At 68.3% G+C, this 14843-nt stretch carries 9 protein-coding genes and 2 pseudogenes; 6 read left to right on the forward strand and 5 right to left on the reverse strand.

Annotated features, from left to right (window positions below):
- The first annotated feature begins 891 nt into the window (after nt 1-891).
- From BOQ63_RS06210 to BOQ63_RS06230, 5 genes and pseudogenes are all read left to right on the forward strand, one after another.
- A complete protein-coding gene (locus BOQ63_RS06210) occupies nt 892-2196 on the forward strand; it encodes a Mu transposase domain-containing protein (protein ID WP_150476321.1) in 1305 nt (434 codons plus the stop codon).
- A pseudogene (locus BOQ63_RS06215) lies at nt 2193-2414 on the forward strand (transposase); the annotation flags it as partial. The gene BOQ63_RS06210 and the pseudogene BOQ63_RS06215, both read left to right, overlap by 4 nt.
- Before the next feature lie 480 nt (nt 2415-2894).
- Nucleotides 2895-3209, forward strand: coding sequence for a phosphotransferase (locus BOQ63_RS06220; protein WP_107488437.1), 315 nt, complete (start codon nt 2895-2897; stop codon nt 3207-3209).
- 130 nt (nt 3210-3339) lie between these two features.
- Nucleotides 3340-3738 carry a hypothetical protein gene (locus BOQ63_RS06225; protein ID WP_043389906.1) on the forward strand — a complete coding sequence of 133 codons (399 nt, stop codon included), beginning with the start codon at nt 3340-3342 and terminating at the stop codon, nt 3736-3738.
- Nucleotides 3739-3971: 233 nt separating this feature from the next.
- Nucleotides 3972-5207 (forward strand): IS701 family transposase, encoded by a 1236-nt coding sequence (locus tag BOQ63_RS06230; protein WP_078938714.1) that lies wholly within the window; start codon nt 3972-3974, stop codon nt 5205-5207.
- A gap of 71 nt (nt 5208-5278) precedes the next feature.
- Here BOQ63_RS06230 and BOQ63_RS06235 read toward each other — a convergent pair whose 3' ends face one another.
- The 3 genes from BOQ63_RS06235 to BOQ63_RS06245 all read right to left on the reverse strand — a co-directional run bounded on the left by BOQ63_RS06235 (nt 5279) and on the right by BOQ63_RS06245 (nt 7156).
- A complete protein-coding gene (locus tag BOQ63_RS06235) occupies nt 5279-6139 on the reverse strand; it encodes a transposase (RefSeq protein ID WP_454130757.1) in 861 nt (286 codons plus the stop codon).
- Entirely contained in the window at nt 6130-6693 is a 564-nt protein-coding gene (locus tag BOQ63_RS06240; protein ID WP_143174645.1) for a DUF2637 domain-containing protein, read from the reverse strand. Before BOQ63_RS06240 ends, BOQ63_RS06235 begins: the two co-directional genes overlap by 10 nt.
- 214 nt (nt 6694-6907) lie before the next feature.
- Complete coding sequence (locus BOQ63_RS06245) at nt 6908-7156, reverse strand: hypothetical protein (RefSeq protein WP_143174646.1); 249 nt, start codon at nt 7154-7156, stop codon at nt 6908-6910.
- A gap of 5440 nt (nt 7157-12596) precedes the next feature.
- Here BOQ63_RS06245 and BOQ63_RS06250 point away from each other — a divergent pair.
- Nucleotides 12597-12902: a hypothetical protein gene (locus tag BOQ63_RS06250; RefSeq protein WP_030558279.1), complete on the forward strand. Its 306-nt coding sequence runs from the start codon at nt 12597-12599 to the stop codon at nt 12900-12902.
- A gap of 18 nt (nt 12903-12920) precedes the next feature.
- Here the strand turns inward: BOQ63_RS06250 and BOQ63_RS06255 are convergent, their stop codons facing one another.
- Nucleotides 12921-13481: a histidine phosphatase family protein gene (locus tag BOQ63_RS06255; protein ID WP_030558280.1), complete on the reverse strand. Its 561-nt coding sequence runs from the start codon at nt 13479-13481 to the stop codon at nt 12921-12923.
- 27 nt (nt 13482-13508) lie between these two features.
- Nucleotides 13509-14630: pseudogene (locus BOQ63_RS06260) on the reverse strand (IS630 family transposase).
- Nucleotides 14631-14843: the final 213 nt, after the last annotated feature.

Genomic DNA, 14843 nt, shown 5'->3' on the forward strand with positions numbered 1-14843 from the left:
GCCGACGCCTCACTCCCCGGGAGAGGATGGGCGACCCACCGGATTGGACGTTCCTAGTAATCCATTGAGATGACAGGCACGCAAGTAGAGACACCAAATCACCCGATTGGCGACATGTGCTGCCGGGGAGCGCGGCCCGTCTGTGGCGATCGGTAGGGTCTCCCCGCCGAAGCCGTCGGCCGCGCCCGCAGATTGCTGACCTCGCCCCGGTACGGCTGCACGGGAGTGTGGTCGAGCAGTACGCGGCCGACGCGCAGCACGCAGGACCGCGGGGCGCGCTCCTCCTGGCGACACCGGTGGGGCCCGTCCGCAGGGCGGCTCCCTGGCAGCCGCGTGCGCTTCTGATGTGCGGCGCGGAACCCTGCGAAGTGTCAACCGTCGCTGACACCGGCCTGGTTGGCGTCGAGCATGGGAGCAGACGGGGGGCGCGCGGATGAGCACGCACACCGGCATATGCCAGCGTCACCCGTTGAGCGGCGGCACCGGCAGGCGACCGTCCAGGGATCTGTGCCCAGGTGAACCCAGGCACGCTGAGCACATTTGCGCGACGGGCGGCCAGACGCATGTTTGGCCTGGAATTCCGGGCAGAACCGCGAGTAATCGCTCCCGCAAAGGTCTATGCCAGTCCCTCTGCGTAGCAAGCTTTGCGAAAATTGTTAAGCGCTCAACGGCCGGGATCTGGCCATTGTTGGGCCGATCTTCGCATCTGACTTGACATCGCATGCCCGAGGTCTTTGCTAATTGACTGCCGGGTTATTCGCTCACTGAAATTGCACAGTGCTCTACAGTTGCTTGCAAAAACCTTTCTTCTCCGCTCGTGGCGTTTCGTGTATATTTCCTGGCTTCCAGCGAGGCCTCTGAGGAGAGCCATGTCGAACTGATAGGAGTGGAATGCTGACCGGAGAGGAATACATCAACATTTGTGCCCTGCGCTCGCGCGGATTGTCCATCGCCGCCATCGCTCGTATCCTCGGCCGTGACCGCAAGACCGTGAGTTCCTATCTGTGCGGGAAGCGCACGGTCGGAGTCCGCAGCTCCGACCGGGACGAGTTCAGACGGTTCGTCCCCTACTGCCGTCAACGGCTCCAGGACGACGCCCACTTCCAGGCCTCGGCGCTGTACGCGGAAATCGTCGATCTCGGCTACACCGGTGGCTACTCGACCTTCACCCGTGCCCTGCGCACCCATCAGCTGCGTCCTCGCTGCCCGCTGTGCCAACGGCCTCCCCGCGGCCGCCCCGTCCGGCAGGACGACGCGGAGGAGGTGCGGTTCCGCTGGTTCGTCTTCTCCGGAGCCCCGGCGGACTGGGGCAGCACTCAGGCCTGCATCCTGGTGGGACGCCTGATCCACTCCCAGCGCTGGAGCGCCGCACTGGCGGAACAGATCGATCCCGGCCACCTGGCCGACTCCGTCGACCGGATCCTGCGCCAGTTCGGCGGAACCGGCTGGCGCTGGCGCTTCGACCGGACACCGGCGGTCCACTGCCAGGACGATGGCGAACTGGCCACAGCACTGGGCAAGGTCGCGAAGCACTACGGTGTCGTCGCGGAGCTCGTCCCGCCCGGGCGGGACGCCGACGACGACGTCATCGGGCGAGCGCTCGCCCATTGGTGGCAGACCATCCACGCGGACACCGGCCTGCTGGAGGCCCAGGAAAGCCTGGAGCGACTGACCAGACTCATGGAGACTCGCCGGGCCTCGGCACGGGGCGGGTGCACGGCGCCCGCTGCGGCGGTCCTGCTCGACCTCCCCCATGACCCGTATCCCGCCAGGATCAGCGTCACTCGTACCGTTTCGGCCGGCAGCATGGTGTCCTACCGCGGCAACCTCTACGCCGTTCCCCGGCATCTGCACGGTCACACCGTGCAGGTGCGCCGAAGGGTCGGCGATCCCCTTCTGACGATCGCGACCCCGCGCGGAAGAGTGATCGTCCAGCATTCCCTGGCGCCCGACGGTGCCGGCCTGACGGTCATCGGCCACCGGCACGGGATCAGCCTCGAACGCCCGCTCCCGGTGCCGAGACCGGCCTGCCACAGCAAGATGTACAGTCCACCGTCCGCCGAAGCGCTCGCGGCGGCCCAAGCACTCCGACAGGACGACCGTCAGGAGGACGGATTAGGGCGGGTATCGGAGTGTGATCAATCTGTGGGGTCCGCCCTCACAGCGAGGTCTGATCGGGGAAATCATGTCGCGTGACGCGATTGCAACTGACTGACACGGAACGGGAGTTCATTGAGCCGTACCTGCCGGTCGGCGAGCACGGGCCCATACCCGGAGCGGCTGCGGCAGCAGTTCGAGGGCGTGATCCGGGGTTCAAGACCGGAGGGCAACGGCGGCATATGCCAGCGGAGTTCGGCGCGTGGTCGACCGAGACCCCATGTGTCACCAACGTCCGGCAGTGGTCCGCGGCAGGGCATCTGGCAAGTCCGGCCCCGTCACTCAGCCGGGGCCGGCTCGCCGCCGGTGGATCGACGACTGCTAGATCAGCCAGCCGAGGATGGCGACGATGTTGGCGAGCAGGTTCAGGAGCATCGGTCTGGTTTCCTTTCGAATCGTGGATGGCTTCGGAGTCGGTGATCAGGCGACCCCGCGTTCGGCTACGCCCTGCAGTGCACAGCATGCTTACCGTAGTCACCTATAAGGGTGAGACCACTCGAATGGGGGAAGGTTCACTCGATTGGTGCAACTGCAACGATGGGCCTGGTCAGGGGTGCCGGCGGCCTGGAGACGACACGCAACTGCATCGTGCCCTGGATCCCCGCCCGTCGCTCGGGAAGAAGACGGGTACTGGTAGAGCACCACGGACGTGGCGCGCTTCAGGGGTTGACACTGCTCGCTGAACGGGAGCCTACCGGTCCGAGCGCCCCGCCCGGCTTCGAGGGCGACGCTTCGACCTGCGTGCGGGCAACGTGCTCGTGGCACGGCGTCCGGACGGCTGGGAGGTGAGCGGCGTGATTGACGTCGAGAACGCGATCGCCGCAGACCCGCTGATCGACCTGGCCAAGACCGACTACTACTCCCTCGGCCGCGGTGAGCCGGAATGCAGCGCGCTGTTTGAAGGCTACGGGCCGCTTCCCGCCGACGCCGTCGAGCGGCTCGAACTCTACCGGCTCTACCACGCGGTCGAGTTGTGGGGCTGGTTCCGTTCGATCGGCACGGTCGGGCCCGTGGGTGGTATCGCCGATGACATCGTCCGGCCGGCGCGTTAGTACTCCAGCTGTAGATCTTGATCTTTCTGTCCTACGGCCGCACACCTGAGCGTGTGAGCGAGGTTGGAGTGAGGTTGCGTTGGCAAGAGGCGGTGCAAGTCGGTGTCGGCGCTGCCCGTAGGGTGGTCTGATGTTCGATCAGCTTGAGATCAGGGTGCTGCCGCCTGGACGCCGGTTCGCTGCCCAGGTGCGGTTCTGGGTCAACAGCGAGGACGTCGTGGGGTCCGCGGTCGGCGAGGGAGGCCGTGGCCCGTACGCGGCCGATGTTCTGCCTGCCGATGGCCTCAGTCCCCTGCGTGCGACCGGCGAGCCGCGACGCGTGGAGCTGGGAGAACCCGAGTGCACGGGCGGCTGCTGCGGCTTCCTGTCCGTGGTCGTGCAGCGGTTCGGGGGCATCGTGCAGTGGTCGGACTGGGAAATCCCGCACCTGGAGACAACACGGCCGCTGGAGCTTCACTTCGACGCCGCCGAGTACGACGCTGAGCTGGCTCGCGCTGAGGCGGACCGATGGTGGCAGATCAACACGTAGCCCGGTGTTGGCACCGCACCCGGCCCGGCAGGCCAGGGGTCGATCGCCAGTCGACCCTCGGTGACCTGGGCACGGCCTTCGCTGTCACAGGACACTTGCTGGGTTGAGGCCGGCCCGCAGACCGAGACGGCCACCGTTGATCATCATCAGTTGTGTGGACAGACGAAGATCAGCGGGTGGCCGTGGGCGCCAGCGTAGACCCTGCCCGGTGGCAGTCGGTATTCGAGGGCCTGATGGCCAGGGTTGCGGGCCGGTTCGCCCGCGTGGAGCCGCGCCGCCGGGCGCGGGCGTTCGTCCTAGGCCTGCTCGCGGACCTGCCGAGGAAGAACTGCTGGACGATCGCCGAGCACGCCGGTGACGCCAGTCCGGCCGGCATGCAGCACCTGCTCAGTCGTGCATCCTGGGACGCCGACCACGTCCGCGACGACATACGGGACTTCGTGGTCGACCACCTCGCCGACGAGGGCGCCGTGCTGGTGGTGGACGAGACCGGCGACCTGAAGAAGGGCACCGCGAGCGTCGGAGTGCAACGCCAGTACACCGGCACCGCCGGCCGGATCGAGAATTCCCAGGTGGCGGTCTACCTCGTCTACTCCTCCCCAGCCGGGCACGCCGCCATCGACCGGCGTCTCTACATTCCGCGCTCCTGGACGCAGGACCCGGACCGGTGCCGGGCGGCAGGCGTTCCCGAGGGTCTGGGGTTCGCGACCAAGCCCGCCCTGGCGACCGAGATGATCGCCCAGGCTCTGGATGCCGACGTGCCGGCCGCTTGGGTCACCGGCGACGAGGTCTACGGCGGTGACCCGCACCTGAGCGCCGAGCTGGAGAGGCGTCAGATCGGTTACGTTCTGGCTGTCTCGCGCAAGCGGCCGATCACCACCTGCGCAGGCGTCTTCCGGGCTGGCGTACTGGCCCACGGTCTGCCGAAGAACGCCTGGCAGCGGCTGTCCGCGGGAGCAGGAGCCAAGGGCCACCGCTTCTACGACTGGGCCCAGGTCGACATCGACAGCCCGCAGGACAGCGGCGGCCACTGGTGGCTGCTCATCCGACGCAACCGACGCACCGGTGCCTTCTACCGCTGCTACTCGGCCCACCCGGTCCCGCTGACCACGCTGGTCAAGGTAGCCGGGCGCCGCTGGACTGTGGAGGAGACGTTCCAGGCCGCCAAGGGCCTGGCCGGACTGGACGAACACCAGGTCCGTCGCTGGACCTCCTGGCACCGCTGGACCACCCTGGCCATGCTCGCCCATGCCTTCCTCGCGGTCACGGCCGCCATCGAGCAGGCCGCCACGAGACCGCCAGGATTCGTCCCGCTGACATGCAGCGAGATTCGACGCCTCTTCGCAGCATTCATCACCCCGCCCATCCGCAACCTGGCGCACAGACTCCGCTGGTCAGACTGGCGGCGACGGCACCAAGCCCGCGCCCGCACCAGCCACTACCGGCGACAGGCCGCCCAACAGCCGTGATCAAGATCTACAGCTGGAGTATTAGGCAGCCCGGTGCACCAGGGCGGCGTCGTTCGAGCGGGCCGGTTCGATCACGTGATGCCAAAGGTGGCGAGTGGGCGGCGGGGGTCGGCGGGCGTGATGGCGGAGGCCGGCCGCGATGTTGTCGTGGCCGAAGTGCCGGAGGGCAACGAGCGCGAGGTCGCGCAGGCTGGCCATTGTCCGGGGCTCGGTACCGGGGCGCACGCGGGAGCCTCGGTGTAGGTGGTGTCGCGCACGTGGTGGATCTTGTTTTCGATGCCCCAATGGCCGCGCACCCATGAGGCGAGATCCGCGGGGCGGCCTGGTGAGGTAGGAACCAGTCGCGCCGTAGACGCGCTCGAGGGTGACCTTGCCGGTGGTGACGGTCCGGCGGCGGCGCACGACCTGGACGGCGTGAGGGAAGCCGAGGCCGCGCGCGACGGAGCAGGTCTTGATCCGGTGGACCTCGTCGCGGCCGTGCGCGGTGGCGCGGGATCTGCCCTGCAGCGGCACATGCTGCCACGGCAGCCCTTCGGTTCCTGCTGAAGGGCGGGGTGGTTGCCCTTGATCGCGGCGATGTAGTGGGCCTGCTCGGCCTCGACCAGGAAGCGGGCGTGCTCGGTCTGCGAGTGCAGCGCGTCGAAGGTGACCACGGTTCCGGCGAGTTCGAGCGGTGCGAGCAAGGGTTTGAAGACGGTGATTCCGTTGGTCTCGGAGCCGACCTCGCGCTGGGCGATGACCTGGCCGCCCCCGTCATGGCGGCGAGGAGGTGGACCTGGGTATGCGGAAGACCGGGTCAGCGGAGCCGTTGTGTTTCCGGGATGCCACGATCCGATGTTGCGGTTCCCTCCTCGACGGACGCCGCCCTCAATCGGAGATCCGGTTGTCCCCCCGTTGGCCGTGGTCCCGCACCGTCCGCGTTCTATCGCGATGCCCGGTGTGAGGGGGTCTGTCGGACATCATCCTGGGACACCTGCCTGGCCGCCAGCAGTTGGCGCACCATTTGTTGCAGGCACACCACGGCGGTCACCGGCGGAAGGCCCGCGACCACGGCCTCAGGCATCGTGCTGGGTGTGTCGACGATGCACAGGGCACTGGCGATACCGGCGAACACCAGGATGATCGTCCAGGAGTTCGCGACCTTGCGACCTCCCAGCGCGGCACGCAGGACGGAGAGAGAGGCAGCCATCCACGGCCCGTAGATGACGACCGGCCAGTACTGGGACAGGTTTCTGGGCAGCCGGGAAAGGGCCACGTTCTGCAGAGGGTGGTAGGAGATCGCCCATCCGAGGATGCACGCCACGGTGACGACCGCCGCAGTCAGGAATCCGAGCAGAGATCCCATGACGTCGGCTCGGCGGCCTGCGGGGCGTGCTGTCCGTGAGCGGTGCTCCGGACGGTCGTCGATCACCTGGGGATGGAAGCCCGCGGCCGGCAGACCGATCTCCTGCATGAGGGCTTCCACTCCGACGGTGCGCGACTGCACGCTTGCGTCGGTCCACCCGTCCACGACCGGATAGGGCACCTCCGGAGACGACTGGCCGACGGGGGGCCAGAGGGGATGGTTGTGTATGACCTCGTCATTCGGAGCGAATCCCGAGGCGTAGCGAGGGACGAAAGTGGTGTCCGTCGACTCGTACAAAGCGGCCCTCCTGTGTGCGTCATCGTGTATCGCGGCCGGCGGCGCCCTGGGCAGGCGGCTATTCCTCTGAACGGGGCATCCGGACCGAGAATTCAAACTCGAGCTGACGCAGAATGCGGATGAGTTCGGCCAGATTGCGTGAGCAATGTCTCAGCACCACGCGCTCGCCGTTCTTCGCGAGATACCCACTTTCTGCATCACCCATGACATTGATCCGGTCCGGGACGAATAGCCAGTCATCGCCGACATTGCAGATCCTGTCTGGCTCCAGGGGCAATGGAAGAGGCGACTCGGTCGATTGATTCATGCCCCGAGAACGATGAGTCAATCGCCGGGAAACGTACGGCATCCGGGTGTCCTGAAATATGCCAGGCCGCCCGTGCTCAGCATTTTTACCCGGGATGCAGAACTCGTCGGGCCGAACGTGCGGTGGTCATTCGGCGGGCCTGGGACAGGAGCGGTCTAAGCGGGCGCGACCATCACCGCTCGCTGGTTTTCCCCTGCGCCCCGGCGGGACGGCTGCGGTTCCTGCCGGATGCTCTGCGATTCTCCCCAGCGGTGTGGCCGCTGCGGCGGCTGCCGACCGTGGCCGGTCCCGGATGATGGCGGGGCAGCCGTTGTTGCTATGGGGCGCGCGGTCATCCGATCAACGGAAGCTCAGGTTGCATGAGAAGCACCAGTTGCGCGTTTCCATCCGGGTGGCTGGTGAGGGGAGCGCCCGATGCCGCATCATGACCGTCGGTGTGGCCGCTGAGGCGGCCGGCGCTGCTACGCCGCGTATCCGATCAACCGCCCGGTTTCCTGCGTCGGCGCGTAGCTGACCGGTGGTGGCATTCCGGCAGCTCCGTGGTCCTGGGACGACGGGTGCCGGGTGTCCGGCGGAAGTCCGCCAAGCCAGGGCGGTCGGGCCGCTCGGAACTTCCTGTCCGGGCTTCTGCAGGACGCCCGGACGGCGTGACCGGGCTCCTGCCTTTGCGCGGACGCAGGAACCTTGGGAGCGGACAAGGATTGCAAGGATTCAGATACGTTCCGTGATGGAAGGAGTACTCCGAGTGCAAACTCGGCTCGGTGATGAAGCAGCCGTCCGGACTCGTCTGAGTCCGGGCGGCTATGCGGCGCAGTCGTTGCTGCGTCGCTGCTCCAGATCACTCGAGCCCCGGATGTGAACCGTCAGACGAAAACAGCCGCTCGTGTTCGCTTTTCCGGAGTTCGCTCGACCCTCTTTTACCACGCCCCCTGGCGGGGAGGTGTGACATGACCTAGCGAGAAGGAAAGGGCTCAGTCCGCACCACCGGACCTCACCGAGCTAAGCACAGGCCTCGGGGTCTCAACACCCTGTCCCGTCGCCGCCGAGCACATATCTGAGCCGACGACGGAATCCACTGCTGCCTCGACTCGACGGAACACTCGGGATCCTGCGAAGAATCGGTGTCCTGTCGAGCTGCGGCCTCCTCACGCGTCGTAAGTAGGCAACGCCATTTTGCATCACCGAATCTGCCAGCTCGCCCCTGCCCATGTGGTGGGCCGCCGCCGTGTCCGCCCGGGATCGGGCCGCCGAGTCCTGAATGGACGAAGGCGACAGCCGTCTCTCCCGAGCTGTGAGACACGAGTGACCACTGCTCAACCGGGACTGGCGGGGAACAGTACCGCCCCGACGTCGAAACGGGTGGCGCCTCGCCGCTCGGCCGATCCGGGCACTCACGGTCGGCCGGTCGGACCGGACCGACGAACGATCGGGCATCATGCCTCCGGAGGTGCCCCTTGAGCCGGGCGGGCACGGCCACCATGCTCCCGGAAACGGTCCGGGACTCCGGGTGCGCCCCGGGAGTGCCTGCTACCGGACGGTCCAGCATGCCCGCCACCCGATTCCCGGCAGCGTGGCTCGGTGACAGGGACTTGACGGGTGATCTGATCCGGGTCGTGACGCTGGTGCAGGACTACGGCTGGAAGTCGGGGTCATGCTTCGCCGCCGACGGGACAATCGGGCGTCAGCTGGGGCTGTCGCGGGGCGGCGTCAACCGGCTGATCGCCAAGGCGAAGGCCAAGAATCTGGTCCGCACCTCCCGCAATCCGGCCACCCGGACCATGAACCGACGTGTCCGTCCCCTGGCCGACGGTGAGCTGGCCGTGTGCATCAGCTCGTACGCCCGGACCCATCTGGCCGGTACCCGGTTCAAGGTCTACGCCTTCCTCTCCCTGCGGCAGCACTTTCCTGAACCGACTCCTGTCGGGCGAATTGCGCGCGAGTGCCGGATCAAGGAGGGAACGGCCCGCGACGCGGTGGCGGAACTCCTGGCCCAGGGCTGGGTAAGCAGAGGTCCCGGCGAGAGAAGGGTTTTCAGGTACGTCGTCCACCCCGTGCCCGTGCCCGTGCGAGTCCCGGACGGGCAGCCCGGGTCCCCGCCGAACGGAGATGTTCCCGCACTCCGAGCCGTCCCCGGCGCCGCAGCCGACAGCGGCGAGGTCTCCGGTACAGCACCGGCTCCCCGTCGCGGCGCCTCGTTCGACGTCTGGCCGGGAGCCGCCGGTTCGGTCACAACGGGTCTCCCCGGTCCGGTGACATCGACCACCCCCGATTCGGTGGCAGAAACACGATCCTTCCAACACGACTTGCTGAACAAGCCGGCGGTCGCTGGCGGTTGGTTGTCCAACGAACCGCCCAACGCGCGCACGCGAGGCCGAGCGGCGGCAGCCATGTCGGAGATGGCGGGTACGGCGGGGCGCGGCGGATGGCGAGCGGACCGTGAGGCGATCCGGTTGCTGACCGACGAGCAGAGACGATGGGGACGACGCGCCGCGTCGTCGGCTCTCAGCCGACTGCCGAGTCAGCTGGCCGAGCGGCTGACCGGGCGACAACTCGAGGTGTTCGCCTGGCACATCGTCGCAACGTTCGCAGACTACGGCACCTCCCCAGAAGCCCACGGTGAGGTGATCCTCCGCGCCCTCGAGTCCGCATGGGAGTTCGCGCGCCGTAGGGAACCAGTCGGCGCCGAGCCGTGGTCCTCCGTGATCTCCCCGCTCCCGTGGCTCATCAGGGTCGTCGACCGGGCAAGCGAAACGGTCACGGGGGCCAGGCCGGTCCGGGCTCCGGAGTGCGCACTGTGCCGTGGCCCGCTGATCGTCCGCGACACCGGGGATCCGAGCACCTGCTGGTCCTGCGGTCCCGCTGCTGCCGCTGCCGCGTGCCGCCGGCTTCAGGACCAGTGGGAGTCGTCCGCCAGCCGGTCGGACGTCGCGCCTGCCGAAGATGCCCGACCGGCGCAACTCGCACCCACCGCAGCTGGGCGCTGCGAACGGTCAGAAGCAGAGGGCGACGTGTCGGAAGGAACGCTCCTTCGCCGACGCCTCGCCGCTCGCCGGTTCGAACGGGAACGGGCCCGCGCCCGGCTCGGCGACGCTTCGCCCGTGGACCGCACCACCCCGACCGGTCCGCCCCGGCAGGGCGCAGCCACACCCCTCCCTCGGGAGGACGCCGGCCAAGGGCCCGCAGACCGGGCGGACCGAAGCACAACCGAGCCGTGCGAGCACACGCCGGAGACCATAGCCGCCCAGGGTCTCGCACCGCGCAGGGACCTCCGAGAGCCCGATGCAGGCGGGACCACCGTGTTCGGGACGGCACGGCCGGAGCCGGGCGGACGCCCCCATGGGACGCGACCGGTGTCCGGAGCCAGCCGGGATCCGGCTCCCGGGTGCGAGCACGTATCAGCGGGCCGGAGACAGCAGAGCGCCGGACAGTACGCCGCGGTCATCGCCGGATGCCCGCCCGGCGCGGGTGCCTTCCGGGGCGTGTCACGGGCAACGAGCCCGCTGCACTCTGCCGAGGCCCACGCGACCACCAGTCGTCGAAGGCCGTCCGAGACCGCTAGAGACGTGACCGACCCGACGCGAGCCAGATGGAATCTCCGAGGCGACGGAGCGCCCGAAGCCCGGGGCCGACCTCCACCTCCTGGCATTGCGTCACCGTCTCGCCGGATCCGTCAAAGCCCCCGCGCACCGCTTCCGCGGTTGGTAAGCGCTCCACGATTCGGCCGGTTCACGTCGGCCCGAAGTCTCCGGACCGCGCTGCCGGACACCGCTCCTCGGTCTCCATCCGTCCAGCCGCTCCACTGCGGTGACCGCGCTCCGGCCGACAAGACCACTTCTCCTGCTCCCCCTCCGAGGCCGGGGAGCGGTGGGCTGCGAACACCTGGAGGCACCACTGAATGCGCGGGCAGGTTTTCCGAGCGATGAGCCCCCGCACATGCAAAGTGCCTGGCCACAAGGGGTTTCCGTTCCGATCTGCAAAACGGTTTGCTTTTTCCCGGCCCACTGGGCTGTGCGGGTGAATCGTCCGACCAGGGCATTGCGGAAATTCCGGCTCGACGGATAACTGGATACATCAGACCGGGTGGGTCACCCTCCTCACCCGGGCAAGCAGCCGCTCCGCCGACGGCAATTCCGAGTCTGCCCGGACCACTGCAGAGGCGGGTTGCGGTGGTGGGTGCCCCGGCGAGGAATCGGATCCGTCGGCCGGTGCGACTTTGACGCGCACCGGCCGACGGCTACCCCGCTTGTGGCGACCCCCGAGCTCGCCCTCCGCACATTCTGCGGGCGCGACACCCGTTCCCGCGTGCTCCATGGCCGGTCTCCGCCGAACCGGACCGCCCGGCCGACGCGCCGGCGGGCCGAGAGCGCCGGCTGCCCCGTGCTCCCGGACGACTCGCGGCCTCCGCCGCCTGGTCAACGCCGGTCGGAGAGGATGCCCGGTCGGGCTTCGCCGCGTAGCCGGGCCGGCCTGCTCTTCCAGGCGTGACCTGCACGATCAGAACGGCTGTTTCCGGTCAATGCTCGGAGGAATCCCGTGAGCGCTTCACCCGTCCCCGACCGGAAAATTCCCCAGTCGCGATGCCGCCCCGTCCTCGGTGAATGAAGAAAGGCAAGTCCGGCCCGTCATCGGCCGCTGGTTACTGAACTATCCCTACCGTCACACTAGGTGCTGCATTACGTGAACGCGCCCCCTTTTTTGGAGCGGATCGCTCCTCCGTGGATAACCTATTCCCGATCGGCTTTGCCGGTCCGGCGTCCGTTCGCCCGACTGCTCGTAAACCCCTGGTGGGAGCCGGACGGAGGATGGCGCCTCCCCGGGCCGGAGCGGCGCCACGAGCGGGGGAGAGCACATGCACCACGGGGAGTCTCCTGCCCGTCCGGGGCAACGGCCGCGGGCGCTCCGAATCCAGGGACGGCTCGGCGTGCGCACCGGGAACGGGCATCGGCTCATCCGCCGGAAACGAGACGGTTTGCAGGCCGCCACGGGTACGCGGGCGGACACCGCGCTGCCCGGCCCCGCGGTTCACCGAGGAGGAGAGTCCACTGACCACCGCACAGATCACGGGGCGGGCTACGGGAGGTCACGGCCGAGAACGTTCTGATCCGTACTCGGTGGTGCCGCGTGCTCGTGGCCTCCGAGGCCGTCCGATTGCGTTCGACCGCTCCGGCGGAGCACGCCGGGTGGTGGAGCCGGACGGCGGACCGGCTGCTGCCTGAGGGCCGTGATCGGGGAAGGACCTCCCGAGGCCGGGGCTACGCCGTGTCGGCCGGCAACCCAGCGGGTCCCGGCCTCCTCGAGGGCGACTCGTCGAGTGGGAGGCGGCTCACGAGCGCCCCACCATCGGCGGCCACAGGGCGGTCGCCCTGAGTTCCGACCAGGCGGGGCGGCGCGTGGAGCGTCGAGCCTCGGTCTTCCACTGCGAACATCGTTAGGAGAATTCATGTCCAGCTCGCGAGCCGTGAGCCGTGAGGTCGTTCAGAGCATCGTCGACGCGGTGGCCCAGCTCGACCGTGACGCCTTGCGTCGGCTCGATCCCGAAGGACTCAGCGCGCAGTTCGACGCGCGTTTCGAACTGGAAGACTACTTCCACGCGATGTGGGAGCACTTGAAGGCGTGTGGTGAGCGCCCGGCCGTCCGTGTGGAGTACCAGCCGCTGGCCGCCCTCCTCGATCTGCTCACTGGACTGAGTGAGAATGTCATGTTCGTTGACAGCGTCGTGCACAAGGACGTGTTGCGGCAGCAATAGTGCTGTGACCGGGAGGGTTCACCGGGTCGATGGGGTCCAGCCAGCGGGAAGCACGTAGTGCCAGCCCGGGCGCCAGGCGGGTGGGGCCTCGACGAGCTCTTTCATTGAGGCGCCGGTGAGCAAGCAGTCCAGGGCCCATCGGTTGGCCGAGTGAGCGATCACCAGGATTCGGCCGCCGTCCCAGCGCGTGGCCAGGTCGTGGAGGAACACGTCGGTGGCCGCGAGGACCTGGCGGTAGCTCTGACCGCCGGGGAAGGGTTCGTCGATGCGGCGAGCCCGTTGGGCGGCAATGCGGGACACAGGGGTTCCGTTGAGGTCCCCGTAGTTGCACTCGCGCAGCCGGATGTCCTGGTGGATCGGGGGCCTGCCGTTGGGGAACGCGATCCGGGCTGTCTCCACGGCTCGGTGGAGGTCGGAGGTGAACACCGCGGCAAAGCCGCCGGCGCGTCGGCGTTCTCCGAGTTCCGCGGCCTGGAGGCGGCCGAGTTCCGAGAGCCGGCCGGGGAGCCAGCCGGTGGCGATGCCCGCCTCGTTGTCGGTGGTGGTGGCGTGCGTCTCGTAGACGATCTCTACTGCCATCGCGGGTCTCCTGGGTGCCGGGGCGGGTCAGGCTGCTTCGGTGAGCGGTCGGCCTCCCCAGCGCAGGCCTTTCTCGCTGCGGATGCGCGCTCGTTCGCGGCGTTGGGCGGCCAGGACGTCGGGATGGCGGGCGTTGGCGTTGCGCCAGCGCAGGTAGGCGTGGAGGGCTCGCGTCTGGGACGGGTGGTTCGGGTGGTTGGAGTTCGCGACGGTGAACTGACGCAGTGGTCCGAAGTGCGCCTCGATCGGGTTGGCCCAGGATGCGTTTGTGGGTGTGAAGCAGAGGTGGACGTTGTTGTTCTTCGCCCAGCGGAGGATCTTCTTGCCATTGTGGGCGGAGAGGTTGTCCAGGATCACGTAGACGGGGGCGCCGTCGGGGCGGGCGGCCCGGATCGACTTCAGCGCGGCCAGGGTGTTCGTGGTGCCTTTGCGGCGCCGGTTGATCCCCAGAGAGTGTCGTCGCCGATGGCGTAGCAGCCGTGGAAGTAGGTGAGGCCGTGGGTGCGGTGGTAGGTCGCCGGGAGCCGGTCCGGTCGGCCCTGCTTGGCCCAGCAGCTGCCGGCGGTGGGGCGGATGCCGAGCGGTCCGAACTCGTCGAAGGCGAACGTGCGGTCAGGGAAGTGTTCCAGGACGTGCTCGATCCGGTCGAGCTTGGCGTCGTACTCGGGGTCGGGGGACTCCTTCCACGTCTTGGTGCGCTAGAAGGTGACGCCTCGTCGGGCAAGCAGGCAGCGCAGGGCCTCGCGGCCGATGCGGATCACCCGGCCGTGGACCCGCCGAAGGATAGGTGAGCAGCTTGCGAATCGACCAGCAGGTGAAAGGGTGCCCGAGCTTGGCCGGGCGGGTGGTGGCCGTCTTGATGACGAAGTCCTCGTCGTCAGGGCTGAGCAGGCGGGGACGGCCTCCCGCCCACCGAGGGTGCAAGCAGGCCAAGCCGATCTCGTTGAACCGGTGGATCACGTCCCGCACCGTGTCCTCATCCGCTTGGACAAGCTGGGCGATCACCGGCACCCGGTTGCCGCCGGCCGAGGCCAGCAGCATCATCGCCCGCCGGTAGCGCGCGGTGTTCGTACTGCCCCGCCGCACGATCCGCTGTAACTGCTGGCCCTCTCGGTCCGTGAGCCTACGTACCCTGACCGGCTCTGCCATTCCACCCCTCCGAGCTGAACGTTTGACGACATCCAACCGGCCGAGGGCCCACCAGCGCCAACCCGGTGGACCTATGCGGTCACAGCACTAGCTGTGACGGGCTCCTCCTGAGGCAGGCGCAGGGGGGCCTCGGCCGACGGATTGACGCCCCTGGCAGTCCCCCGGAGACCTCGGTCGGGATGATGTCGGGACTCACTGACCGACAGACGGCTG

Source organism: Streptomyces viridifaciens, from assembly GCF_001888885.2.
Taxonomy (GTDB): Bacteria; Actinomycetota; Actinomycetes; order Streptomycetales; family Streptomycetaceae; genus Kitasatospora; species Kitasatospora aureofaciens.

Coding starts and splice junctions, on each gene's coding strand:
- BOQ63_RS06210 (WP_150476321.1), top strand. CDS start 892: ATGCTGACCGGAGAGGAATACATCAACATTTGTGCCCTGCGCTCGCGC.
- BOQ63_RS06225 (WP_043389906.1), top strand. CDS start 3,340: ATGTTCGATCAGCTTGAGATCAGGGTGCTGCCGCCTGGACGCCGGTTC.
- BOQ63_RS06230 (WP_078938714.1), top strand. CDS start 3,972: ATGGCCAGGGTTGCGGGCCGGTTCGCCCGCGTGGAGCCGCGCCGCCGG.
- BOQ63_RS06245 (WP_143174646.1), bottom strand. CDS start 7,156: ATGAATCAATCGACCGAGTCGCCTCTTCCATTGCCCCTGGAGCCAGAC.
- BOQ63_RS06250 (WP_030558279.1), top strand. CDS start 12,597: ATGTCCAGCTCGCGAGCCGTGAGCCGTGAGGTCGTTCAGAGCATCGTC.
- BOQ63_RS06255 (WP_030558280.1), bottom strand. CDS start 13,481: ATGGCAGTAGAGATCGTCTACGAGACGCACGCCACCACCACCGACAAC.